Source organism: Deinococcus sp. Marseille-Q6407, assembly GCF_946848805.1.
In the GTDB taxonomy this organism is placed as follows: domain Bacteria; phylum Deinococcota; class Deinococci; order Deinococcales; family Deinococcaceae; genus Deinococcus.
Genome location: NZ_CAMPFU010000007.1, coordinates 78076 through 102037 on the forward strand (window position 1 = coordinate 78076; position 23962 = coordinate 102037).

General features: G+C 58.7%; 20 protein-coding genes and 1 pseudogene. 6 read left to right on the top strand and 15 right to left on the bottom strand.

The genetic code is table 11. The features are described 5' to 3' along the window. Positions 1-63: 63 nt before the first annotated feature. Positions 64-1152 (top strand): transposase, encoded by a 1089-nt coding sequence (locus OCI36_RS12490; RefSeq protein WP_261665409.1) that lies wholly within the window; start codon positions 64-66, stop codon positions 1150-1152. Positions 1153-1277: 125 nt separating this feature from the next. Here the strand turns inward: OCI36_RS12490 and OCI36_RS12495 are convergent, their stop codons facing one another. From OCI36_RS12495 to OCI36_RS12535, 10 genes are all read right to left on the bottom strand, one after another. Beyond that, the gene (locus tag OCI36_RS12495) at positions 1278-2078 is read right to left on the bottom strand and encodes a DUF2726 domain-containing protein (protein WP_261665410.1); all 801 of its coding nucleotides are present in this window, start codon (positions 2076-2078) and stop codon (positions 1278-1280) included. Positions 2079-2101: 23 nt separating this feature from the next. Next, positions 2102-2755 (bottom strand): LexA family protein, encoded by a 654-nt coding sequence (locus OCI36_RS12500; RefSeq protein WP_261665411.1) that lies wholly within the window; start codon positions 2753-2755, stop codon positions 2102-2104. Beyond that, positions 2710-4170 carry a TniQ family protein gene (locus OCI36_RS13470; RefSeq protein ID WP_409996745.1) on the bottom strand — a complete coding sequence of 487 codons (1461 nt, stop codon included), beginning with the start codon at positions 4168-4170 and terminating at the stop codon, positions 2710-2712. Before OCI36_RS13470 ends, OCI36_RS12500 begins: the two co-directional genes overlap by 46 nt. Beyond that, positions 4167-4982 carry a TniB family NTP-binding protein gene (locus OCI36_RS12505; RefSeq protein ID WP_261665412.1) on the bottom strand — a complete coding sequence of 272 codons (816 nt, stop codon included), beginning with the start codon at positions 4980-4982 and terminating at the stop codon, positions 4167-4169. The genes OCI36_RS13470 and OCI36_RS12505 overlap by 4 nt, the downstream gene beginning before the upstream one ends. Positions 4983-4984: 2 nt before the next feature. Continuing rightward, positions 4985-7366, bottom strand: a complete 2382-nt coding sequence (locus tag OCI36_RS12510; protein WP_261665413.1) for a Mu transposase C-terminal domain-containing protein — start codon at positions 7364-7366, stop codon at positions 4985-4987. Between the two features lie 486 nt (positions 7367-7852). Next, a complete protein-coding gene (locus OCI36_RS12515; protein ID WP_261665414.1) occupies positions 7853-8863 on the bottom strand; it encodes an LLM class flavin-dependent oxidoreductase in 1011 nt (336 codons plus the stop codon). A gap of 162 nt (positions 8864-9025) precedes the next feature. Then, positions 9026-10354 carry a hemolysin family protein gene (locus tag OCI36_RS12520; protein ID WP_261665415.1) on the bottom strand — a complete coding sequence of 443 codons (1329 nt, stop codon included), beginning with the start codon at positions 10352-10354 and terminating at the stop codon, positions 9026-9028. Further along, positions 10351-11694 (bottom strand): hemolysin family protein, encoded by a 1344-nt coding sequence (locus tag OCI36_RS12525; RefSeq protein ID WP_261665416.1) that lies wholly within the window; start codon positions 11692-11694, stop codon positions 10351-10353. Before OCI36_RS12525 ends, OCI36_RS12520 begins: the two co-directional genes overlap by 4 nt. Positions 11695-12018: 324 nt before the next feature. Then, on the bottom strand, positions 12019-13074 hold the full coding sequence (locus OCI36_RS12530; RefSeq protein WP_261665417.1) for a DUF475 domain-containing protein: 1056 nt from the start codon (positions 13072-13074) through the stop codon (positions 12019-12021). Between the two features lie 202 nt (positions 13075-13276). Further along, positions 13277-13603 (bottom strand): WGxxGxxG family protein, encoded by a 327-nt coding sequence (locus OCI36_RS12535; RefSeq protein ID WP_261665418.1) that lies wholly within the window; start codon positions 13601-13603, stop codon positions 13277-13279. A gap of 211 nt (positions 13604-13814) precedes the next feature. Here OCI36_RS12535 and OCI36_RS12540 point away from each other — a divergent pair, with 211 nt between their 5' ends. Next, a complete protein-coding gene (locus OCI36_RS12540) occupies positions 13815-14903 on the top strand; it encodes a transposase (RefSeq protein WP_261665419.1) in 1089 nt (362 codons plus the stop codon). A 105-nt stretch (positions 14904-15008) separates the two neighbouring features. Beyond that, positions 15009-16592, top strand: coding sequence for a catalase (katA, locus tag OCI36_RS12545; protein ID WP_261665420.1), 1584 nt, complete (start codon positions 15009-15011; stop codon positions 16590-16592). A gap of 176 nt (positions 16593-16768) precedes the next feature. Here katA and OCI36_RS12550 read toward each other — a convergent pair whose 3' ends face one another. After that, a complete protein-coding gene (locus OCI36_RS12550) occupies positions 16769-17821 on the bottom strand; it encodes an MBL fold metallo-hydrolase (protein WP_261665421.1) in 1053 nt (350 codons plus the stop codon). Positions 17822-18061: 240 nt separating this feature from the next. On the opposite strand from OCI36_RS12550, the pseudogene OCI36_RS12555 reads away from it, so the two are divergent. Together OCI36_RS12555 and OCI36_RS12560 are read left to right on the top strand one after the other, a co-directional pair. Continuing rightward, positions 18062-18852: pseudogene (locus tag OCI36_RS12555) on the top strand (IS5 family transposase). A 113-nt stretch (positions 18853-18965) separates the two neighbouring features. After that, positions 18966-19448: a transposase gene (locus tag OCI36_RS12560; RefSeq protein WP_261663422.1), complete on the top strand. Its 483-nt coding sequence runs from the start codon at positions 18966-18968 to the stop codon at positions 19446-19448. Between the two features lie 14 nt (positions 19449-19462). Here the strand turns inward: OCI36_RS12560 and OCI36_RS12565 are convergent, their stop codons facing one another. Both OCI36_RS12565 and OCI36_RS12570 read right to left on the bottom strand, forming a co-directional pair. Beyond that, positions 19463-20446, bottom strand: a complete 984-nt coding sequence (locus tag OCI36_RS12565; protein ID WP_261665430.1) for an IS4 family transposase — start codon at positions 20444-20446, stop codon at positions 19463-19465. A 350-nt stretch (positions 20447-20796) separates the two neighbouring features. Next, a protein-coding gene (locus tag OCI36_RS12570; RefSeq protein ID WP_261663102.1) for an IS630 family transposase occupies positions 20797-21802 on the bottom strand; the annotation gives its coding sequence in 2 pieces (ribosomal slippage) (positions 20797-21333 and positions 21335-21802; 1005 coding nt in all). A gap of 270 nt (positions 21803-22072) precedes the next feature. Here OCI36_RS12570 and OCI36_RS12575 point away from each other — a divergent pair. Beyond that, positions 22073-22993: a manganese catalase family protein gene (locus tag OCI36_RS12575; protein ID WP_261665422.1), complete on the top strand. Its 921-nt coding sequence runs from the start codon at positions 22073-22075 to the stop codon at positions 22991-22993. A gap of 153 nt (positions 22994-23146) precedes the next feature. Here the strand turns inward: OCI36_RS12575 and OCI36_RS12580 are convergent, their stop codons facing one another. Both OCI36_RS12580 and OCI36_RS12585 read right to left on the bottom strand, forming a co-directional pair. Beyond that, the gene (locus OCI36_RS12580; protein WP_261665423.1) at positions 23147-23335 is read right to left on the bottom strand and encodes a hypothetical protein; all 189 of its coding nucleotides are present in this window, start codon (positions 23333-23335) and stop codon (positions 23147-23149) included. 19 nt (positions 23336-23354) lie between these two features. Then, entirely contained in the window at positions 23355-23849 is a 495-nt protein-coding gene (locus OCI36_RS12585; protein WP_409996746.1) for an APC family permease, read from the bottom strand. Between the last annotated feature and the right edge of the window lie 113 nt (positions 23850-23962).

Genomic DNA, 23962 nt, shown 5'->3' on the forward strand with positions numbered 1-23962 from the left:
AACTCAGAACTTGCACCTGTATAGGGAGACAAAAAGCGCTCCCAGAGCTGAAATTCTGGAAGTGTGTACAAACAGGCTTCAGGGGAGCGCGCCCATATTCTCTCACAGCGGATTCTGGACATTCCAGAGACGCTGTACCAACGGCGAAGCCTGGAGGCTTCGCTGCACCTCTTCCACAGTCCAGGTCAGAAGACCAAGTTCAGCCAGGCAGAGGGAGTCAGCCCCAGTGCACTCAGCCGTTTCTTCAACATCTACGACTGGGATTCAGACCGTTGCTGGGAAGAGATGCAGGACACCCAATGGCGCATGTTGCTGGACGCGGCTCGTCACAAACGCAGACCTCGTCTGCGTCTCAGTGTGGACCTGACCACGGTGGAAAAGGTGGGGACTCAACTGCCCTACGTCAGCGTCTACAACGGCAGGCACGGCATCCATCTGGTGGTCCTGTTCGCCGAAAATGGGGAACTGAAGTTCCCCATTTCTTACCGGATCTACCAGGGCAAGCACACCAGCACCCCGGTCACACTGGCCCTCGACTTGCTGGAAGAGGTGCCAGACTTCGTCGGGAAGCGCTTTCAGGTCTGCGTACTGGCAGACAGTGGATTCGAATCCGCTGTTTTTCTGGAAGGCGTGCAGCGCCTGGGTTTTGAGTTCGTGGTGGGTGTGCGGAGCAACCGACGCACGGATCATCCTGGGCGGGTGACGGTTGCGGACTGTCCGCATGGGGGGTACGTCAACCTCGCCAACTGGCCTCTGGAAACGCTGTCTCTGGGGAGGATGGACCGTGGGGACCGTGAATTCTTCGCGGTGTCGTCTGAGCTGTTAGAGGGGGATGACATCCTGGCCGAAGGAAAACGGCGCTGGGCACTGGAGTCGTTTTTCAAAGAAGGGAAGCATCAGTTTGGGTTGGCGCAGTTCGCGCTGCGAACTGCCAGGGGTCTGGACCGCTGGATTCTGATGGTCTTCCTGGCCTTCACCCTGACGACGCTGCACCGCTCAGAGGCCCTGACCTTGAAGGAAGCTGCACGCCTGGCTCTCTACGCCTTGTTCCCCGAAGTCAGGCTCAACCACCTGCTGGGCCAGCTTCGGAAAGAGCAAGAATTCCTCCACCAGCACGGCTATTCGCTCAGCTATGCAAGGTGCAACTTATGAGTAGAATGCCTCCTGTTGCATTTTCTGTCAGTTTTGCGCTCCATGCAGGGACCAGCTGGCGGAAACAGAGCTACCTTTTCCGGATAACCCGGGTTCAAATGTACTGTTCACGCATATCCTGATCTTTAACGCCTCAAACCTGTTAGGGCGCTGGCCAGTTCCTCATGACCGCGGTGTTCTGGTCGGGCAGCACGTGCCAGGCGGGTGAGTTGACTTCCAGGCTGCCGGACAACCTTCTCTTCATTTATCTGTGTGCGGATGCGGACACGTACCAGTGGCAATCCTACGACGTGGCAGATGCGGTTCTTTTTAGTGTCCTGTGCCACTTGATCGGGGTGATTGTGCTGGTCGCCGTCTGCTTCAATGGCAAGGATGGGTCTGAGGGAGGTTGCCCCTAGCACCACGACATCGAAGTGAGCGCTGGGATGGGTGGCGAACCGCATGTCCTCCTCGTTCAGAAAGCGGCTGATGGTATCAGCGTTGATCACGCGGTGCAGAGGCACGTTTAGGATGACCGGGCACCCCGTGAACAGCTGGATGCAGACCTTGTAGATCATGCGTTCGTGGTACGACTCGCACGGTTGAAGCAGCATATTGGGTTGCGCAACGATCAGCGATACGTGCATGGAGGCTCTGGCATCTGCCTGGGCGATGGGCCGGGCAGCACTGGTGAGTTTCCAGCCCCCGGGAACCTGAATGACCATTCCTGCCCCAGAGAGCTGACTCATGCGGCTGCGGATCAGATCCATGTCAGTGGCAAGGCTGGACGTGCTCATCTCTCCACCTGCCCTGGCCAGGGCACAGAGCATATGGCGCTGATACAGATCCAAGCGCTGATACTGCCCGGTGGCACTACGGTAACCGGAGGATTGCTCCACATGACCTGACGGGAGCGCTGGTGTCTTTACCCTGGTGATGGCTGTCATGGTCTTTCCTCCGTATGCGAAGTTCAGCTTCGCGTGGCGATACAGTGTAAGAAATACCCCTGCATCTGAACGCTCTCCACATCGAACGTCAGCGGCGAGCAGTCCAGATTCTCACTGGTGAGGGTGACGCACCGACCCTTGCGGTGCCAGCGTTTGAGTATGGCGGTGTCCTCGCCCGGAATGCAGACCAGCGTGATGGTACCGGGTTGTGGCTCCTCATGGCTGGCGCGAATCACCACCAGGTCACTGGGCTGAATCCCGATGCCGATCATGCTGTCACCGCGTACCCTGAGGAGAAAGTCTCCCGGGCGCACACGGAACAGGTGCTGCAGATGGCCGGCATGACCTGGGGCCTGATCGGAGGTGCATGTGGGCTGTCCTGCAGCCACCTCACCCAGGATCGGCAACCCCGTGCTCTCCGTTGCCGGTGTCATGCCCAGCTCCGCATACCCGACCGGCCTTAGCCTGATGATCATCATCCTGCCAACCTCGTCTGTCTCGGGTTCGATCAGGTCCAGTGATTCCAGCTTCAATACCTGCTGCCGGACATTCTGTCTGATCATGTCTGTACGGGCCGTGATGCGTGAACTGGTAATCATGACATCCTCCACGGTCAGTTCTCCGATGATGTTCAGGACCTCGCAGGCGCGTCCACCAATTGCTTTTTCTCGTTGCATGAGGGCCTTACAGTTCTGTTTGTTCCATGCTTCTCTTTCCCGGCTTCTATGATCATGCAGGCGGACTGACCGATCACAAGGCGTCTGTCTGTCTGGCATATGGTGAGCTGAGCCAGATATTCCGCTTCACTACAGCCTGCCTGTCTGAGCTGGCGCACCGTCTCGGGACTGGAGAGAACCTCGCAGGTATTCCCTGTTGGGTGGTCCAAGAGAACCTGTATGATCCGGTCAAGGACCCCTGTCTGTGCCAGGGTCCGGGTACGTCTGCGCATAGTTGGGACGCTCACTGCCCCCTTCCAGTGCTCATCCGTGGTTCCCGCTGCGCAGCGGGAGAGGAAGTTCTCGAGGACCTGGCGGTGGGTTCTGCGTCCTGCCCTGCCACCACCGGTGGTGGGTTCAGGTGGGAGCAGAGGTGTGATGGCCTCCCACTGCTCTTCCGTGAAGGTGAACGAGGCCGGGCCCTGCCAGCTCCGGCGCGCATGAGGTCGTCTGGACAGAACGTCCTGCACTGCCTGAGCGAACCAGTGTGGTACGCACTCCTGGGGGAGTCGTGCCAGCAGGGTGACAGGGGTTAAATCCTGCTGCTGGAGCCGAGACAGGCACCCTGTCAGCCCTCCGGACATCAGGTGGCCGGTTGAGGACACCATGCCCAGACGAAGCTGAATGGGAGCGGTTTCCGGGCGCCAGCGGGGATGCCGGAGCGCGGCCGCTGGGCGGTTCAGCCTGAGCAGACATTCAGTGATGCCGGCGAATTCGTGGCTGCTGAGGGTCAGATCTCCCCAGCAGACGTTGTCCCCGTTTGCCGCTCTGGACATGGCCTGCTGGAGCCACAGAGCGTATCCGTCCTGCAGGGTGGGAGCCTGAAGTCCCTGCTGGCAGATGCCACACAGGTCGGGGGTGTAATCGAGGGGTTGTGCCGTGCGACCTGCACGAACGTGTTTACGGCTGTGGTTGATGGCATGGCCACAGTGGTTACATCTGTCGACCAGCGCCAGGCCGTGCTCCTGGCAGAGAACGGTAGTGGTCAGTCGCCACTCACGCCGCATGGGTTTTCCTTCAGCCAAGCAACGGGGACACACAGGATGCCCGTACTGTCCGGGAACGCGGGTATGGCGGCCTGTGACGGTGATGAATCTGATCAGGGTCGTGTCGCCTGGCATGGCAAGGTGCAGGTTGCGTATCAGGGCACGCATGCTGGTGGTTTCCAGTGTGCCCACGGGGAGGCCGGTTTGCCTGTCCATTTGACGGAGGAGGTCCTCCGGGACATGGCAGTCAGGATCGCGTTGCCACAGGCGTGGCTGGTTCAGGTACCGGGCCAGCTGTGCAGGCCGCAGGCTGTTGGCCAGTGCCAGCCGGATCAGGTAATCACTCAGCAGACCACCCGGTGCCGGTACAGGATGAACCGGCAGGGTCATAAGAGACCGTCCAGGACATCCATTGTCTGTCTGACCTCACGCAGGTTTCCGATGGTGATGGCGCCGTGATGTTGCAGGGTATCCTCAACCAGATCGAGGAGGTGGCCCATGACACCACGCGTCTCCTTCAGGATGAAATGGATGCACTCGTCGGTGGGCTGTGGAGTACCGGGGCCTGACAGTTGCTGTACGAGGCTCAGGACGACTGCGGGGTCCTGTACCCGTCTGAGACGTGCGCGGGAGAAATGGAACCGGGAGCTCAGCTGCCGGTCCTGCGCAAGCACTGCCGCGAGCTCCTCGGTGCCGATGGGAACGACCATGAAGCCGTCGTTCATCAGTCCCTTGACGATCCGCAGGAAGGCCTGCCCCCGTCCCGTGGTGGTGGCACAGTCATGGAATTCGTCGAGGAAGATGATGTTCAGCTGTACCGCTTCTGCGAGTTTGCGGAAACGATTGAGGCGTTGCTCATGGGATCCCGAGGCAGAGTCGGGGGCACCGATCTCCTCCAGGAGGACGCGGCTCAGATCCTCGACGCGTGCGAGGAGAGTCATGTTGATGAAGATGGCCGGAATGATCTGGTGATCGCCTGCATTCACCGGGGGGTGGGTTTTCATGAAGCGTCTGACGAGTGCTGTCTTTCCGCCATTTGACTCCGCGACGATGGCAAAGGAGCGTTTACGTTTGCGTTCCCCGGTCTGCAGCAGGAGCTCGAGGTCGTTCAGCAGTATCTTCCTGGATTCCTCTGCATACCACATCTGTTCACGCCGCCGAATCAGTTCTTGAAGGGGTGTCAGCTCGTTCGAACGTGCCATCTTCAGGCGTCCCGTTCGAGTTCAAGCTCGATTGCGGCGGGTTCAAGGGTAATCGCGTTCTTTGCGGATTTTTCCTTTCCCGTGTCCTGAACCCTGAGTTCGCGCCTCGGTTTGCGCTGCTTCCGGCTGGCCTGTGTGAACACGTCGGATTGTAGTTGCTGGAGTCCGGGCAGGCTCTGGTGAATAGCTTCCCGGAAATGAATGGCCTGTTTCCGGTAAGCGTCCCAGACCGCCAGGGGCACCGGAGCGGAGGGGTCAGGGAAAGCGTCGATGAAAGACTGTGGTAGACGTGCTGTGGCGCGGATGATCACTCCGGTGGCCGGGTGGATGATGTCAACGGTCCGGATATCTCCGGGATCATGCGAGACAATGACCTGTTCCCTGGTAACGGCCAGTTCTGCAAGAGCGTCTGCGCGGTATTTCAGCCCGTGCAGACTGACGCCATCGCGTGCGACCCGCCTCCTGTGTTCCACGAACAGACGCGTCTGGATGTACTCCAGCTGCGACGGTGTGGGGGTCCGCAGAGCACACCGTCCCTGTGCGATCAGGGCAGCTGCCCGGTCGTGCCGGCTGGCCAGCTCCAGTGGTCGGGGGAGCAGATTATGGTGTTCCGTGACGAGGGTGTGAAATCTCGCAAGGGCAGCGAAATCGATTGTGGCGTTTTTCTTCGCATCGTAACGGGCGCGGGAGGCGATGTTGCTCATCGTGGTGCCGGGCAGAGTGTGGTGTGTGCGTACCAGGGAACCGATGGTCCGTTCCTCGTCCCCACCATGGTGCCGGGTTCCCCTGTTGCGCCGAACGATCTGGATGCCCAGATCGCCGAGCACGCGTGTCACCTGCTGGTTCGCGAATTCGCTCCCCGAATCCATACGTATGGCGCCGGGGAGGCCCTGGGCCTGTGGGATGGACCTGGCACCGGCCTCATGGAATTCGGTGGTGCGGCCAATGAACAGGCTCTGTAGAACAGACAGGATCTCGCTGGCACCCACGCCGTGGGGGAAGGATGTGCTGCGTAGAACCTGTCCGGTGGCCACATCGATGACGGTCACGATGCGGGGACGGAACCGGTGGTTGTCAGCATGCCGGTCAGCGTGTACAAAGACGTCGGCTGGCGTGCAGTCGATGGCCCACAGCTGTCCATACTCACTGGTTTCCAGATGTCCCATACGGCCAGCGAGCTGATGCGCCACGTCATCTCCCTCACGGGCCCGGGCCGCTCTGATGGGGTTAGCCTGCCGGATCCGGTCGAGATGACGTTTGACTGTCGTGTGAGCAGGGGCAGTCAGACCCTCCTTGGCGCAGACCTGCTGGATCCTGCGATACAGGGTGGCGACGGTGGCGGCGCGACCGCTGTATCCAACCGGTCGGAAGTAATGGGCCATGGCCTGCTCCTCGATGATCCGTGCAACATCCGGGTGCACGTTTCTGGTAGGGGCATGGGTGCGCAGGGCTGCGGGAAGGTGAGGAAGCAGGTCCTGGAATGTGATCCCCGGGGCACCGGCTGCAATGAGTGCCTTTCTGTAGCGAAAGGCATTTCGCCTAGACACACCGATCACCTTGCAGATGTTCTCCAGGAGTGGCCCGGTCAGGGGGACATTGGGGTTGTTGTACATCTCCCACAGCTGTCTGTACTGCTGTCCGGCCGGGGTATTCAGAAACCGCTGTGCCTCCGCCAGCAGACTGGTCACCTTTTCCGTCAGGGCAGGTGTGCTGACGGGATCTGGTGGTTCGGCCAGAATCCCGGTCAGTAGACGTCCGATGGGCGGTGGCTGGTGGTGATGGTGGGAGGGCAACAGAACCGTCCCCTGGTATGGTTGCTGACCTGCGGCGAGATCCAGGATAAGCTCCTGGCGCGCGATCATGCCGCGGAGGGTGTCGTCCATCAGGCTGAACACTGCCGAATTGATGCCTGGCTCTGCCCGGACGAGGTCGCGAAGGATGTGCATCGGCACGCTCACCCGCTGTTTCAGCAGTTTGATGATTGCCCGCTGGATGGTGGGATCTGCCGGGCTACCGTGATACGGCATAACGGCTTCAGCAATGCGGGTCTGCTGCGGGTTCAGATAGGTGTCGAGAACCAGATGCAGAGGCATACCGAGCTCACGCAGCACGTCACTGCGCCGTTGCCATTCACTGGCGCAGTCAAGAATCTCACTGTTCAGCAGTTCAGCTGGTTTCACCTCGATTGTGAGGATGCGGCCGTCACTGAGCGTGACCCTGAAATCGGCAGTGTACTGACTGATCTGACCGGTAGGCGAGAATACGGTGATACTCTCGCTGCGTTCCACCTTGACAACGTCAGGGTGAGCATCGAGCAGCGAGAGAAGCTGGCATTCGATGTTGCTCTCGTAATGGATCTGGCTGTTGCAGCGGTAGAGGTACAACACACCGTGTTGCGAGCGAATTCCAGCGTATCCGCGGCTGGAATCGTCACACCGGGATGACCCTGCGGTATGATTCATATGTCTCCAGCAATGTGGGCACCCACACTGACCGTCTCCGCCTGAGAAACCGAGTCGGTCAGTGTGACATTTGTGGTGTCCTGGCTCTTGCCGGAATCAGTCTAGAACATCCAGCATTCTTATGCAATGCCATAATGCGTCCTGGACATAACTCTTCATGACTTATGCATAACGATTGATGACGTTATACATGGTGTTCTGTGATGGTCTGTGTATCAGGGCAGGGTGGCTCGTGCGCATGGAGCTGGTATTCCGTTTGTGTGACACAGATCAGTGCCATGGCAAACGCTCACAGAAAGGGTTCTGGTGCCACGGCAAAGACTCCAACCAGTATCCAGTGCCATGGCAAACGCTCACAGTGCCGCGGCAAATGAAAAGAATCAAGGATTTCCCCGGCTTTCAGTGCCATTACGGACGACAATTGACAGCAGCTTGAGCTAGCAGCTCATAGCTGCGGCGGCGAGCCACCGGATCAAACACGTGGGTGGTCACCAGCAGTTCCTGAGCGCCAGTGCGCTCGGCCAGCGCCTGCAACTGCGCCCAGGTTTCTTCACCGCTACCGATAGCGGCTTTCTTCAGCATCTGCTGCGGCGTCACTTCCATCTGTTCCAGCCACTGCCGGGCGTCGGCAGGGTTCATTAGTGGGCCACGGCGGCCCGAAGCGATGCCCAGTGCCAGCGCCGCACTGGAGAGCGACAGTTCCTGAGCTTCCGCCTGGGTGGGGGCGGCCACAGCGTTCACGCCCAGAATGGCGTACGGCTCGGCCAGATACGGGCTGGGGCGGAAGTGCCGGCGGTAAGTGTCCAGCGCTTCGCACGGATCGAAGCCGCTGAAGTGGTAGGCAAAGGCGTAGGGCCGGCCCAGTTTCCCGGCCAGCTCGGCTCCGTAAAGGCTGGAGCCCAGGATATACAGCGGCGGCAGCTGGCCCTGCGGGTGCGCCTGCACGGTGCTGAACAGTGAGGTGCCGGGCCATTCCGCCTCGCCGCCAAAGGCCTGCAGCATGGCAATCTGGGCGCCAAAGTCGTCGGTGGCCAGGGCGTCGGGGGCGCGGCGCAGGGCTAGCGCGGTGCGGCCGTCGGTTCCGGGAGCGCGGCCCAGACCGAGGTCAATCCGGCCCGGGAACAGCGCATTCAGGGTCAGGAAGTTCTCGGCCACCTTCAGCGGCGAGTGGTTGGGCAGCATGATGCCGCCGGAACCCACCCGCATTCGCCGGGTGCGCTGCGCCGCCTGGCCAATCAGAATCTCAGTAGCGGAGCTGATAAACGTTTCGGTGTTGTGGTGCTCAGCCACCCAGTAGCGGGTGTAACCGCTGGCGTCGGCCAGTTCAGCCAGTTGGAGGCTCTGTTCCAGTGCCTCGCCCGGCGTCATGCCTTCGCTGACGGGAAACAGGTCCAGCACGGAGAGTTTGAGATCAGTCATACCTTGTTTTACGCCTCTGCTGTAAAAAACAAAGTGCCCTGGCCGCTGTTCCCCACTCTGTAGCGGCAGCGATGAGAAAAGAGACAACGCCTTCTAGAGCGCTGTCTCCTTCACAGTCTTACACAGAACCTGCCACCACAGAGCTCGGTAGCCTGGCAGCGGTTACTCTGCGGGCATCTCCACGTTCTCTTCAGGCCGGGGCCGCAGCAGCACCCGGGTGATTTTCAGGCCCTGGACCTCCTCAGCTTGAAGATCATAGCCAGGCAGACTGATCGCGCTACCTACGCTGGGCAGGGTGCCGTGTTGTTCCAGCAGAACCCCGGCAATGGTGGTGGCCTCTTCGCTCTCGATCTGGATAGCGTAGTCCTCGCACAGTTCCGACAATGTCACTTCGCCGTCCAGCAGCAAAGAGCCGTCACTCTGAACCCGCACCCAGTCGCTGGTCAGGGGGTCATCATCCTCAATCACATCGTCAATCAGGTCGTCCAGCGTCACCAGGCCCATGGTGCCGCCATATTCATCCACCACTAGGGCCGCGTGCATCCGCTCACGCTTAAACAGGGTCAGCAGGTCTTCAGCAGGCGCGTGCGCCGACACGCTGGCCAGGCGCCGCACCAGCTGCGGCAGCGGCGGCACGTAGCCACGGACACGGGCACGAATAAAGTCCTTGGCCAACAGCACCCCCACCACCTGATCCAGGCTGCCGTCGTATACGGGATAACGGCTGCGCGGCGACCTCACGATCAGATCACTGATCTCCTCGGGACCGGTATCCACCGAAATGGCCTCAATCCGGGTGCGGGGCGTCATCAGTTCCTCGGCAGTGCGTTCTTCCAGGGCAAAAATGTTCTGAATCAGGTCGCGCTGCTCCTCGGCCAGCTGCCCGCCCTCGGTGCTTTCCTCGGTCAGGATCGAGAGTTCCTTGGAGGTATAGAGCGAAGCATTGTCTCCCGGGTCCTTGATACCCAGCAGGTGCATCATGCCCAGGGCGATCCAGTTCAGCAGAATCACCAGCGGCCGGAACACGAAGGAAAACACCTTCATCATCGGGTAAATGCGCAGACTGATCTGCTCAGGGCCCTGCAACGCGAGCGCCTTGGGAATCATCTCGCCGAACACCACATGCATAAACGTGATCAGGCTGAGGCTGATGACAGTTGCGACCGTGTGAGCGCCGGCTTCGGTCAGCCCGCCCTGTTCCAGCGGATGATAAAGCCAGCCGGCCACCTGTTGCTCGCCATACATCCCCAGGCCGATCGAGGCCAGGGTAATGCCCAGCTGCGCTACCGCCACATACTGATCCTTGCCGGTGGGCTGGTCGAACACTTCCAGCATCCGGTTGGCGGCCGGATTGCCGGCTTCGGCCATCACCGCAATGCGGCTGCGGCGTGAGCTGACCAGTGAGAACTCGGCCGTGACAAACAGGCCGTTCAGAACAATCAAGGCCAGAATCACCAGCACCGGCACCAGATAGGTCAGCAGGGCACTCATGGTTGCACCTCCTGCGCGCCCAGCATTCGCTCTGGCAGGACCGGCAGATCGAAACTGACCCGGCGCACGGCGCGGCGGTCCATGGCATCAACCTGCATGATCAGGTCGCCCACCACCACCTGATCATCCACAGCAGGCAGGCGGCCCAGTTCACTCCACATCAGCCCACTGACCGTGTCGACTTCCTCGGCCGGCAGGTTCAGGTCATAGCGCTCGTTGAGGAACTCCAGCAGCACATCACCGCGCACGGTAATGCGGGTGCCGCTGCGGGTAATCAGCTCGTCTTCCTGGTCGAATTCGTCCTGCAATTCTCCAAACACCTCTTCCAGAGCGTCTTCCATCGTCACGATGCCCGCCACGCCGCCGTATTCGTCCACCACCAGAGCGTTGGGGCGGCCCATCTCAATCAGCTTGCGCCACAGCTCGCCCACCAGCATGGCGTCGGCCACCACCAGCGGCGGTGTCATCACCTGCGACACCGGCACATCGGGCGACGCTTCCGACATCTGATACAGCCGGCGCAGCGAGACCATTCCGCGCACATCGTCCACCGAGTCTCCAATGACCGGGAAACGGGTATAGGGTGTGCCGGCCAGCTCACGCAGAGCCTGCCGCACGCCCATATCGGCTTGCACCGTGACCAGCCGGGTGCGCGGCGTCATAATCTCACGCACCACCCGGTCCTCAATATTGAAGACGCCAGCCACCATGTCGCGCTCGGCCGCGTCAATCAGTCCGCCGGCCGCGCTGGCCTTGAACAGCCCTTCAAGTTCATCCGGCGAATGTACGTGGGCGTGGCTGTGGTCGGTGTTCAGTCCCAGCAGGCGCATCACGGAAAAAGCGGTGCCGTTAAACAGCGTAATCAGCGGCCGGAACAGCACCAGCGACACCTGCATCGGGCGCAGCACGGCCAGCGCCAGGCGTTCCGGGTAGCGTAACGCCACCGTTTTGGGCAGCAGTTCGCCCAGCACCACCTGCAGCACCGTGATCAGCAGCAGCACAATGACCGCCGAGGCCGCCGCGCCGCCGATCGGCCCCAGATAAGGGGTCAGCAGCGGAGACAACTGTGACTGCCCATACGCACCCGAAATCACACTGCTGAGCGTGATTCCGATCTGGCAGCCGGCCACATAGTCGTCCATCAGACGACTGTCGCGCAGGATGACGTTCAGGTCGGCCGCCGCAGTGTCGCCGCTTTCGGCCATTTCCTGCACCCGGGAGCGGCGCGAGGCCACAGTGGCGAACTCGGCCGCCACATACAGCGCGTTGATCGCCACCATCACCAGCAAGGCAATCACAGGAACGATGGCCGAGACCCAGGGCGCCTGAGCTGCCGTCACTGCCAGACCCCGGCATCACTGCTCAGCCCGCCCACTTGTTGCCCGCAGGCGCCAGTGGGTAGGTTCAGAGAAAAGTCGGGACGGGAACTCGAAGGTTCTCCATTGTCGCTGCTGGACAAAATCATCACCCGGCATTATAGGGAAACAGAATGACCACACTTCTGCTCTTCTTTACAAAAACCTACGGAAACGGGCTCGTCTCTCCTTCTTGCCACGACCACCCTGGCCGCCCAGGAGGGTGAACTCATGGCAGCCCTTCCCAAAAAAAGGCCTGCCCCGAGGAGAGGCAGACTCTATACCAGAAAGCGACCAACAGCCTAGGAATCAGTTCAGCTGTGCGTACCGTTCCCGCCTGTTCGCCTGCACACTGCTCCAGATGGCCAGGCCGATAAAGCCGGCACCGATCAGGCCGGTGACCAGCTCAGGCACATGCACATCGCGGTTCATGCTGACCAGCATGATGGCCGCCAGAGCGCCAATGCCGTAATGAGCGCCGTGTTCCAGAAAGCGGTAAGCTTCCAGCGTTCCCTTGCGCACCATCATGCTCGTCAATGAGCGCACAAAGATGGCCCCGATGGTCAGGCCGGCAGCGATCAGAACCACGTCTTTGGTCAGAGCAAAAGCACCGATCACCCCATCCAGCGAGAAGGAAGCGTCCAGAATCTCCAGATAGAGGAAGGCGGAAGCGCCGGCCGCGCCGCTTTTCTCGGTCAGGCCTTCCACATCAAACAGGTTGCTGATGGTGTCCATCACCAGATACACCAGCAAGCCGGTCAGGCCAGCGCTCAGCGCCGTCAGCTGCTCAGCCGGCGCGACCGTGTAGTGAACCAGCACCAGTAGTAGCGTGCCGACAATAATGCCCTGAATCGAGTTCAGCTTGCCGGCCTGCGCCAGCCATTCCTCGGCGCGCCGCAGCCAGTGCACCTCCTTGGCCGAGTCCATGAAATATTTCAGGAAGACCATCATCAAGAAGGCACCCCCGAAAGCGCTGATGGCGACGTGAGCCCGGTCAAGGTGCTCGGCATAAAGGCCAGGGTTGGCGAAAGCTTCGCGCAGCACCTCGCTGAAACCCAGTCCAGCCGAAAGCGCCACGATCAGAATCGGGAAGAAAAACCGCATGCCGAAAACGGCAATCAGAATGCCCCAGGTCAGAAACCGCTGCTGCCACTTGGGCGACATGGTTCGCAGCACAGTCGCGTTGACCACAGCGTTGTCAAAGGAGAGAGAAATCTCCAAGATGCCCAGCAGCAAGGCGATAGCCAGGGCTTGCCACATGGCGCCCAGGCCACCGCCACGGGTGTATCCGTCCCAGGCAGCAACGGCCAGACAGACCAGCGACACCAGCGCCGCGAAGCCGAAAAATTGCCTGAATACTTTCATTTCACCTCCTGAGGAGAGCCAAGCTTTCTGGTGTCGTCTGAACACGGAGGGTCAGCCTAAAGCCAGAACAATGCGCCAGTGTACCCTCTGCGAAATTCGGCAAAGGAACAACCCAGCAAACCACAACCAAAAAAGCCACAGCCAAAAAACAGGCGCCCGCGAGGGAGCCTGCCTTTTAACAATTGCTGCGCCAGCCAGCCGCTTAGCGACGGGTGGTGTCGTTGTTGGTGGTGGTGCTGCTGGTCGTGGTGGTATGGGTCGGGGTCGTGGTGGTGTGGGTAGGTGCGGTGCGGACCACGGTTTCGGGTTCGCGGCGGCGGCCACCGGCCAGACCCAGCAGACCCAGCAGGCCCAGCCATCCCCAGTCAAAGCCAGTCTTCTGCTTGGTTACAGTGGTGGTGCTTTCAGGGGTGGTGCTTTCGGTCGCGGTGGTGGTGGTGGCAGTGCTGGTGCTGTCGGTCTGAGCGCTAGCAGTGATCGGGGCAGCCAGCAGGCTGGCCAGCAGCAGGGTGTAGGTTACTTTTTTCATTTTGTATCTCCTAATTGGGGAATAGCCGGGAATTTCGGAATGACCGTTCCCGGTTCTGCCTAGCAGTTTGTGGCCTAAGCGAGATTAAAGTCTGAGAAGCAACTAAATATTTTTTACCCAGTCCACAAAATGTGGGAAGAAAACCTTTGACTCAGAACTTGCACCTGAATAGGGAGACAAAAAGCGCTCCCAGAGCTGAAATTCTGGAGGTGTGAATCAACCGGTTTCAGGGGAGCGCGTCCGTATTTTCGCACAGCAGGTTCTGGATATTCCAGAGACGCTGTACCAACGGCGAAGCCTGGAGGCTTCGCTGCACCTCTTCCACAGTCCAGGTCAGAAGACCAAGTTCAGCCAGGCAGAGGGAGTCAGCCCCAGTGCACTCAGCCGTTTCTTCAACATCTACGACTGGGATTCAGACCGTTGCTGGGAAGAGATGCAGGACACCCAATGGCGCATGTTGCTGGACGCGGCTCGTCACAAACGCAGACCTCGTCTGCGTCTCAGTGTGGACCTGACCACGGTAGAAAAGGTGGGGACTCAACTGCCCTACGTCAGCGTCTACAACGGCAGGCACGGCATCCATCTGGTGGTCCTGTTCGCCGAATATGGGGAACTTCAGTTCCCCATTTCTTACCGGATCTACCAGGGCAAGCACACCAGCACCCCGGTCACGCTGGCCCTCGACTTGCTGGAAGAGGTGCCAGACTTCGTGGGGAAACGCTTTCAGGTCTGCGTACTGGCGGACAGCGGATTCGAATCCGCTGTCTTTCTGGACGGTGTGCAGCGCCTGGGTTTCGAGTTCGTGGTGGGTGTGCGGAGCAACCGACGCACAGACCATCCTGGGCGGGTGACGGTTGCGGACTGTCCGCATGGGGGGTACGTCAACCTCGCCAACTGGCCTCTGGAAACGCTGTCTCTGGGGAGGATGGACCGTGGGGACCGCGAATTCTTCGCGGTGTCGTCTGAACTGCTGGAGGGGGACGAGGTCGTTGCTGAGGGTGCGCATCGCTGGGGGGTGGAATCCTTCTTTAAGGAAGGTAAGCACCAGTTTGGGTTGGCGCAGTTCGCGCTGCGAACTGCCAGGGGTCTGGACCGCTGGATTCTGATGGTCTTTCTAGCCTTCACCCTGACCATGCTGCATCGCTCAGAAGGGATGACCTTGAAAGAGGCGGCACGCCTGGCCCTCTACACCCTGTTCCCCGTAGTCAGGCTCAACCATCTTCTGAGTCAGCTCCAAAAAGAACGAGAATTTCTTCTCCAGCACGGCTATTCGCTCAGTTATGCAAGGTGCAACTTATGAGTTTAAGCAACCGTGTCAATCAAGATGGCCGCGCGTCCCTTCGTTCGCAAAAAAGAAGTGTGCCCGTCGGCTTTTCTGCTCTAGACCATGCGGTAAGGTGGGCCCATGATTAGGAACGATTCTCAACAAGACCAAGACATTGCCCCATCCTCACAGGCCCAGGCTTCTGCGCCCCTGACGACCCGCCAGGGCCACCCTATCCACGACAACCAGAACAGCCGCACGGTAGGCAACCGTGGCCCGATGACCTTAGAGAACTACCAGTTCCTGGAAAAACTCTCGCACTTCGACCGTGAACGGATTCCCGAACGTGTGGTTCACGCCCGCGGCGCTGGCGCACACGGCATCTTTGAAGCCACCGGTAAAGTGGGCGACGAACCGATCAGCCGCTATACCCGCGCCAAGCTGTTTCAGGAAGCCGGCAAACAGACTCCGGTCTTCGTGCGGTTCTCGACGGTAGGCCACGGCACCCATTCGCCCGAAACTCTGCGCGACCCGCGTGGCTTTGCTGTCAAGTTCTACACCGAAGACGGTAACTGGGACCTGGTTGGCAACAACCTGAAAATCTTTTTCATCCGTGACGCCCTCAAATTCCCGGACCTGATCCACTCGCAAAAGCCCAGCCCCACCACCAATATTCAGAGCCAGGAGCGCATTTTCGATTTCTTCTCTGGCTCGCCGGAAGCGCTGCATATGATCACCCTGCTTTACTCGCCCTGGGGGATTCCGGCCACCTACCGCCACATGCAGGGCAGCGGCGTGAATACCTACAAGTGGTACAACGACCAAGGCGAAGGCGTACTGGTCAAATATCACTGGGAACCCAAGCAGGGCGTGCGCAACCTGACCCAGGCGGAAGCCGATCAAGTACAGAGCACCAATTTCAACCACGCCACCCAGGACCTGCACGACGCCATTGAACGCGGCGATTACCCGCAGTGGGACCTGTTTGTACAGATCATGGAAGATGGTGAGCACCCCGAGCTGGACTTCGATCCTCTCGACGACACCAAGATCTGGCCGCGTGAGCAGTTTCCCTGGCGCCACGTCGGCACCATGACCCTGAACCGCAATCCGGAAAATGTGTTTGCAGAAACCGAGCAGGCCGCTTTCGGGACCGGTGTGCTGGTGGACGGACTGGACTTCAGCGACGACAAGATGCTGCAGGGCCGCACGTTCAGTTACTCGGATACCCAGCGTTACCGGGTGGGCCCCAACTATCTGCAGCTGCCGATCAACAGCCCCCGCTGCCAGGTGGCCAGCAACCAGCGTGACGGCCAGATGGCTTACCGGGTGGATACTTTTGAAGGCCAGGATGCCCGGGTCAACTATGAACCCAGCCTGCTGAGCGGCCCCAAGGAAGCACCGCGCGAGCATGCACCGCACACTCCATATGTAGAAGGCAAGCTGGTGCGTGAGCCTATTGACCGGCCCAACGACTTCGGTCAGGCGAGAATGCAGTACCGCAACTTTGCCGACTGGGAACGCGACGAACTGATCAGCAATCTGTCTGGTGCCCTGGCCGGCGTGGACAAGCGGATTCAGGATAAGATGATCGAGTACTTTACCGCTGCGGACGCCGACTACGGCAAGCGCGTGGCTGAAGGCATTCAGGCCAAAGAAGCCGCAATGAAAGAAGAGGAGATGGCAGCCCCGACCTATGGCCGGGAAGCCAGCAGCCTGTACTAAGGTTGTAAGTCTCTTCCCATGAAAAAAGGCCGCCCTCTAGGGGCGGTTTTTACTTGGTGCGCCTCTATAGGCAGGCAGCCGTAGCCGGACTTTCACCTTGAAAGTTTGACTCCAAAGAAAAGTTGACAGAGCGTCATTAGGGAGGCTTTGCGAAGTCGAGCCGCCTTTGTGTCTTCTTAGACGAGAGGTTGACCGGCTGCCGGGCCCCGGCTCCAGTGAGCGGCTTCCTCTGTCCCATAACTTTCAACGAGAAAGTTTTTCTGCTCCAGGTATTCCACCAACGCCGCTGTCTGACTGAGCAACAGCCGGGCACGGGAGAGTGGCTGTTCTGGGTAAAGGGCCCGCGAAAGCTCAAAGATCGTCTGCCCCGGGTGTTCTTCAACCTGCTGCACAACTCGCTCCAGCTTTCGTCCTATCTTGCGGCGTATTACTTCGATTCGCTCTTCCGAATTTTCCAGAGGTTGCCCGTGGCTGGGCAGCGTCAGCTCTATCCCTTGGAGATGCCGGACACGCTCCAGGGCATCCAGATAATGACCCAGGCCCAGGAAGGACCGGACGCGTTCGGGCCACAGGGGAGGCAAGCTTCCCGGCAGCAAATGATCAGCCGTCAACAGCACTTCATCTACCCTTAGAGCAACTTGACCAGCGGCATGCCCCGGCACATGCGTTACTCGGAATAAACCGTCCAGCATACTACTTGCCCCTTCCAGCAGGTCGGCAACTTCCAAACCTGCCGGTAGAATGGGCCGGCCCTGCGTAGCCCGCCAAGGAGCAAGGATATCTTCCGGCAGTCCCATCCACCGATAAGTAGCTTCCTGTGAAGCCAGAGAACGCTGCTGCGCAGCCAGAGGGGCCTCTATAGATTCAGCGGCCAGGGGATGAGCTGCCAGGGGTGCCCTAGTTTGTTCCCGCAGCCGGGGGAGACCACCAATATGGTCTGGATGTTCATGGGTCAAAATAATCCGGTCCAGAGTCTGCAAGCTGATTTTCTCCCCATACTTGGTTTCCAGCTGCTGCAGGCCTGCGGTAATTTGCTGAAAACAGGCAGGCCTTTCACTCCCCACATCCACCAGGGCCCGGTATTCTGGTGCTGACCGACTTCCTGCGATGACGACAAAGATATTGACCGGCAGCGACCGGTAAGCATCCACTTCCACCGTGTAAATACGTGTGCCTGACCGGGTTGTCGTCAACTGAAGAGATGAGGGCTGCAAAATCACATCGCTCACTATAAGCACAGTGCTCTGCGAGAACCCCACAGATACAACGTTTCTACCTTCAACTTTCAAGTTGAAAGTCGCTGGGAGTCCAGAATGAAAGGCGCCTGGGAAGCATCGCCAACTGTACTCGTCATCAGGTTGTCTCTCAAAACTTGACAAGCTCTGGCGATACAGGCACCTCGCTTATTAAAGTGTGTCTGAAAAGCCTCCTGGTGCGGGTTTTTCATCTCTCGCGTGTTCGTGGATCCTATGGGTATGTCGTCCGTCTACTCAAGCGATCTGACCAACGCCGAATGGATGATCCTCGAACCTCTATTTCCACCTGTCTGTTCAACAGGACGACCTAGAAAGTGGTCCTGGCGCAACATTCTCAATGGGATCTTCTATGTTCTTCGCGGTGGTATCGCCTGGAGGCTGATGCCGCATGACCTTCCACCACGGTGTACCACTACCACCGACTCTGGAGGAAACAGGGTCTCTGGAAAGCGATTCATGCTGTCTTGCGGGAAAGGGTTCGCATACAAGCTGGCCATGATCCAACACCCTCAGCGGGAATTATTGACAGCCAATCAGTCAAAACGACAGAAGCAGGCGGACCTCGTGGCTATGATGGTGGGAAGAAAGTGAACGGTCGAAAGCGGCACATCCTGGTTGATACGATGGGCCTCGTCATGGCAATCAAGGTGCATGAAGCGGATTATCAGGATCGCGCCGGCGCGATCCTCCTGCTGCGAGACTTGCCTAACGTTTTTCCACGCATGCAACATCTTTGGGCAGACCAAGGGTATACCGGCAAATTGGGAGCTGAAATCAGAAAACATTTGGGCTGGACGTTAGAAATCGTCAAGCATCCTTGGTCGGGCCGGCAGAGTACCTGGGCACCAAAAGACGCACCTCCACGGGTGGTGGAGGTGCCAACAGGATTCGTCCTGCTGAAACGTCGTTGGGTGGTTGAACGAACCTTCGCCTGGATAGGCAAATCCAGGCGGATGTCCAGAGATTACGAAGCACTGTCAGAAACCTCGGAAAACCTCGTCTAAGAGGTCATGATTCGCTTGATGGTCAAGCGACTGGCCAAAATAGTGACTTGAAGAGTTTTCAGACACACTTTATTGATAACGGCGTAAGTATGCGCTGCTAAACTCTAGGGACCGTGGAATGGCAACCGAACCAATATTCTCGTGCCCAACTTGAGGAGCGGCGTCTGGCTGCTACCGAGTGGCTGCAGCAAGGCAGCCACACACACCGCGAAATTGCTGCTCACTTCGGCGTCTCCGTGCTCACGGTGACTTCTTGGAGTGCTCGGCTCAGAAAGAAGGGAAGCTTGCAAGCGACGGTCAGCTCTGGTCGTCCTGCTCGGCTGACTGAGTCTCAGCACGACCAGCTTCGCACCCTCCTGCGGGAGGGTGCTCTGCAGCATGGGTTTCCTGACGAAACTTGGACGACAAAACGCGTGGCAGAGCTGATCGGGCGGCACTTCGAGGTGTGGTACCACCATGATCACGTCCGTAAAATCCTACGAAAGTTGGGGTTCAGCCCACAGATGCCAGATGGGCGGGCTGCTGAGCGGAACGAACTTCGGATTGCATCCTGGCGGGAACAGGTGCTCCCGGAGTTGGAAAAAAAAGGTCGCTGAGGGAGCCACAATCCTCAGTAGGTGACAACTTCGTCTAAAGGCGCTCCTGGCGGGTAAAAAGGCTGGGTCAACAGGTCTAGGACAGCCATGAACTGTTGTGGTTTCCATCGTAAGGCATCCACGAGATGCTGAGCACCGTACCGCACCAGACTGACCGCTCTACGACCATGCTTGAGAATGGGGATGGACTGGGTCTGGCTGAGCCAGACCCCCAAGCGCAAACAAAACATCCAGGCCAGTGTCACAAGGCCGAAGAGCCGCTGAAGACGGCTCCTTTCCGTCATCCCAGTCCGCTCCAGGTCGAAGCCTCGCTTCTTGAAGCTGCTGAAGGTGCACTCGATTGACCAGCGCTGCTTGTACAGCTTCCAGGTCTTCCGAGCGCTGAAATCTGTGGCAATGATGACGAGGTCACCTGTGGATGACCTCGTCGCGACCACCCGCATGAGTTCGCCAAACACGAACACCTTTTCGTCGATTTCATGGAAATGACCGTGCTGGACGTGCTTAAACCATTCCTTCCCATTCATGTCGTCCAGCATGTCGCTGTGCCGAATGCGGATCGCCCGCTTGATGCCTTGACGACGGAGAAAACGGAACCACTCCGCACCGATGAACTCACGGTCAGCCACCAGGCCTTGCCAGCGTTTCGCTGGCAAGACGCGGAGGAGCTTCAATACCAACCACATACGGGCGTAGGTGTGGCTGTTCCCGGACTCATCAAGAGGAACCCAAATCAGGGGCAGGGTGAAGCCATGAACCACGGCTCCAAGCACCAGAAAATTGATGGGCGTTTCCCCATGCTCCCAATTGGTGCGGTCCAGACTCAGCAACACCTTCCCCGGTGGAAGATGGACGACGAGCAGAGCGATGAAAAAGTCCATGTCCAGCTGCTCATCCCGGAAGGTGCGGTCTGCCCGCCTTTTCTTAGCCTGGGGCATGCTGATACCCGGCATGTGGGCACTCAGGTCGTGATGATTGATGCTCCTCGCGGCAATCATCGCCAGAAGGACGTCAATCAAGCGCTGAAGGGTGTCAATGCGGAGATGACTGGCGTGCGCTTTGAAGTGCTGGGTGAGTGCGGTAGCCTGCTGAGCAGCGGATTCTGTTGTTTTCACACTCTCAGGAAACCGTGAACAGTCGGCCCCATCAAGCTTGATGGGGCTGTCTCTTGGTTTTTGCCGTCTGGAACGAGGTCAAACTGAAGTTGTCACCTACTGAGGTATAAGCCCTATTGGGATGCCCAGAGAAGATGTTCATGGTCCAGGTTCTAAAAACGGCTGTTGATTTTAGAGGCATGTAATTCCTGGACCTTCTCAACCTCGGAAATTGATGCTTGACGACATCACTTTTATTGATAGCGGCGTAAGTTGGCGTCCATAAGCTGACGGGGCAGGTGAATATAGCGGACCCGCTGCCAGGCGGTGACAAGCCTCTTTTTCAGCGCTCTGATGGAGTGGGCACAAAAGTTCCCCAACACATTGCGCTTGACGTAGGCCCACACCAACTCGATCGGGTTCAACTCTGGAGCATACGGAGGCAGAAAGATCAGAGAGAGGCGTTCGTGGGAACCCACGAACGCCTGGGTCACTTTCGCGTGATGAATTCTCGCATTGTCCAGCACCACGACGATGTTCCCCTGAACTTGGCGCAGGATGTGCCCAAAGAATCGGATGACTTCTCCACTGCGGATCGCTCCGGATGTTGTGTGCTGGAAGAATCGTCCATCTGAAGTGATCGCCCCAATCGTCGAAAGCTTCTCCCAGTTCGCTCTGAGCGTGACCAGGGGCGTGACGCCCCTGGGTGACCACGTTCGCCTTCGCACGCCTTTCAACGAGAATCCGACCTCATCCAGATAGATGATTGTGGCTCCCCCAGCGACCTTTTTTTTCCAACTCCGGGAGCACCTGTTCCCGCCAGGATGCAATCCGAAGTTCGTTCCGCTCAGCAGCCCGCCCATCTGGCATCTGTGGGCTGAACCCCAACTTTCGTAGGATTTTACGGACGTGATCATGGTGGTACCACACCTCGAAGTGCCGCCCGATCAGCTCTGCCACGCGTTTTGTCGTCCAAGTTTCGTCAGGAAACCCATGCTGCAGAGCACCCTCCCGCAGGAGGGTGCGAAGCTGGTCGTGCTGAGACTCAGTCAGCCGAGCAGGACGACCAGAGCTGACCGTCGCTTGCAAGCTTCCCTTCTTTCTGAGCCGAGCACTCCAAGAAGTCACCGTGAGCACGGAGACGCCGAAGTGAGCAGCAATTTCGCGGTGTGTGTGGCTGCCTTGCTGCAGCCACTCGGTAGCAGCCAGACGCCGCTCCTCAAGTTGGGCACGAGAATATTGGTTCGGTTGCCATTCCACGGTCCCTAGAGTTTAGCAGCGCATACTTACGCCGTTATCAATAATGAGCTGCGTTCTGCATCAAACCTTGATCTGGTCTGAAATGGATGTTTTCTCTCAGGGTGGGGGAAACGTTTCTTATAAAATAGAATCCAGGTCAGAATTTCTGTTACTCGGAAAATTCTGATAGGTGACACTGACTTTTATATGCCCTGAGCGTCTGAAGGTAGGCTGACCATTTCTGGGAAGTCACAGGCGCTCAGAGAACCTCTTTTCTCCAAGGAGTCCAACATGTTCTATTACGACGGAAAACTGCAGTACGAGGTCCGTGTAGATAAGCCCGATCCTCGCTTTGCCCGTATGCTTCAGCAGGCTATTGGTGGTGTAGAGGGTGAGATTCGTGTTGCTCTGCAATACCTGTTCCAGTCCTTTGGAGCCCGCGGCCCCGCCAAGTACCGCGATATGCTGCTGGCCACCGGGACCGAAGAACTGGCCCACATCGAAATGCTGGCAACTGCTGTCGCCCTGAACCTCGAAGGTGCTTCTGGTGCCGAAAAGGACTTGGCCGCCAAGAACAATCCGGTGGTTGAAGCGGTAATGGGTGGAATGGACCCCCGCCAGTTCCTCTCTGCTGGTATGGCGGCTCTGGTCTCTGACTCCAACGGTGTACCTTTTGATGGGTCGCACGTATATGCCAGCGGCAACCTGGCTGCCGACATGTACGCCAATGTGACTGCTGAAGCCACCGGCCGCGCCCTGGCCTGCCGTCTGTTCGAACTGACTGAAGACCCCGGTATGAAGGACATGCTGCGCTTCCTGATTGCCCGCGATACCATGCACCAGCAACAGTGGCTGGCTGTGATTGAAGAACTGGGCGGGCATCAGGGCACCCTGCCTATTCCCAATAGCTTCCCCATCGAAGAAGAGCTGCGTGAAGTCAGCTACACCTTCTTTGTCCCGGGCGTTGAAGGTGTCCCGGCGCCGCAGGGACGCTGGAGCGAAGGACCTTCGCTGGATGGACTGGGCGAATTCCAGCTGAGCGTGGGCCAGCCGTTTGGCCAGAAGCCCCAGCTGGCTCCGCCCCTGCCGATGGCTTACGCCGAAAAGCAGCAGATGATGTCGGCAGACGCCGCAGGCACCACGGTAGTCAGCGCAACTCAGGGCGATGTTCTGTCAAGCGATACCTTGTCGGACGATACCCAGAACCGCTAAGGCCTAGGGCCCCTGTCCATACTTGGTTTTAGGAACCCAGGCCAAGTACTGACTTTGCTCCAACTCGACTAACCTTGCAAGCATAAAGTCCCTGCTCTGCGCTTCCAGCAGTAACGCTGGAAGCGTTTTTGAAGTTCTCGCTAATATTTAGCCTCATTCCCCATCTCCATCAGGGTCAACCTCCACCCGGTACTCCACCTCGTCCGCAGCGGCGACCCACTCTATTTCCTCGCGCTCCCAGACCAGCCGCCGCCCCAGTTCGCGGCGAGCCTCGGCGGCGGTTTCATATTGGCGCAGCTTCACGTCGCCGGTCGTGGTATCGATGATGCGGACGGTGGTCATGGGTAGAAAATGCGCTGCTTTACGCGGGGTTTTCGGCAGTACTTTGCCGGCTGCGGAAGTAAAGAGCTGCTAACACGCCGAGGACCAGCCAGCCCAAACCGATGAGCTTGGTCTGGGTACTGGCATTCCAGAGGGCATAACTCAGTACGGCGGTACCCAGAAGTGGTGATATCCAATGCGTGAAAAGCTGTCCACTCTTGCCGACAATCCCGAACCGGTAGATTACAGATAGGTTGAGCAGGATATACGCCGTAATCGCTCCAAAGGTGACCAGAGTGGTCAGGAAGCCCTGAGTTGATGCTCCCACTATGCCGATGACTAGAGAAAGCGCTGCGATAAACAACATGGCGTTCTGGGGCGCCTTGGTCTGTGAATTGACTTTTGCGAGGGCGCGAGGGAGTTGACCGTCTCTGGCCATGCTGAAGATCAGCCTGGAGGACGTGGCCTGTGAGGCAATAGAATTAGCAAAGATAGCGACCAGAGCAGAGGTCAGCGTGATTCTCATAAGTTGCACCTTGCATAGCTGAGCGAATAGCCGTGCTGGCGCAGGAATTCTTGCTCCTTTTGAATTTGGCTCAGCAGGTGGTTCAGCCTGACTCCTGGCAACAAGGTGTAGAGGGCCAGGCG

Coding starts and splice junctions, on each gene's coding strand:
- OCI36_RS12495 (WP_261665410.1), bottom strand. CDS start 2,078: ATGACAGCCATCACCAGGGTAAAGACACCAGCGCTCCCGTCAGGTCAT.
- OCI36_RS12500 (WP_261665411.1), bottom strand. CDS start 2,755: ATGCAACGAGAAAAAGCAATTGGTGGACGCGCCTGCGAGGTCCTGAAC.
- OCI36_RS13470 (WP_409996745.1), bottom strand. CDS start 4,170: ATGACCCTGCCGGTTCATCCTGTACCGGCACCGGGTGGTCTGCTGAGT.
- OCI36_RS12505 (WP_261665412.1), bottom strand. CDS start 4,982: ATGGCACGTTCGAACGAGCTGACACCCCTTCAAGAACTGATTCGGCGG.
- OCI36_RS12515 (WP_261665414.1), bottom strand. CDS start 8,863: ATGACTGATCTCAAACTCTCCGTGCTGGACCTGTTTCCCGTCAGCGAA.
- OCI36_RS12520 (WP_261665415.1), bottom strand. CDS start 10,354: ATGAGTGCCCTGCTGACCTATCTGGTGCCGGTGCTGGTGATTCTGGCC.
- OCI36_RS12530 (WP_261665417.1), bottom strand. CDS start 13,074: ATGAAAGTATTCAGGCAATTTTTCGGCTTCGCGGCGCTGGTGTCGCTG.
- OCI36_RS12535 (WP_261665418.1), bottom strand. CDS start 13,603: ATGAAAAAAGTAACCTACACCCTGCTGCTGGCCAGCCTGCTGGCTGCC.
- katA (WP_261665420.1), top strand. CDS start 15,009: ATGATTAGGAACGATTCTCAACAAGACCAAGACATTGCCCCATCCTCA.
- OCI36_RS12565 (WP_261665430.1), bottom strand. CDS start 20,446: ATGATTGCCGCGAGGAGCATCAATCATCACGACCTGAGTGCCCACATG.
- OCI36_RS12575 (WP_261665422.1), top strand. CDS start 22,073: ATGTTCTATTACGACGGAAAACTGCAGTACGAGGTCCGTGTAGATAAG.
- OCI36_RS12580 (WP_261665423.1), bottom strand. CDS start 23,335: ATGACCACCGTCCGCATCATCGATACCACGACCGGCGACGTGAAGCTG.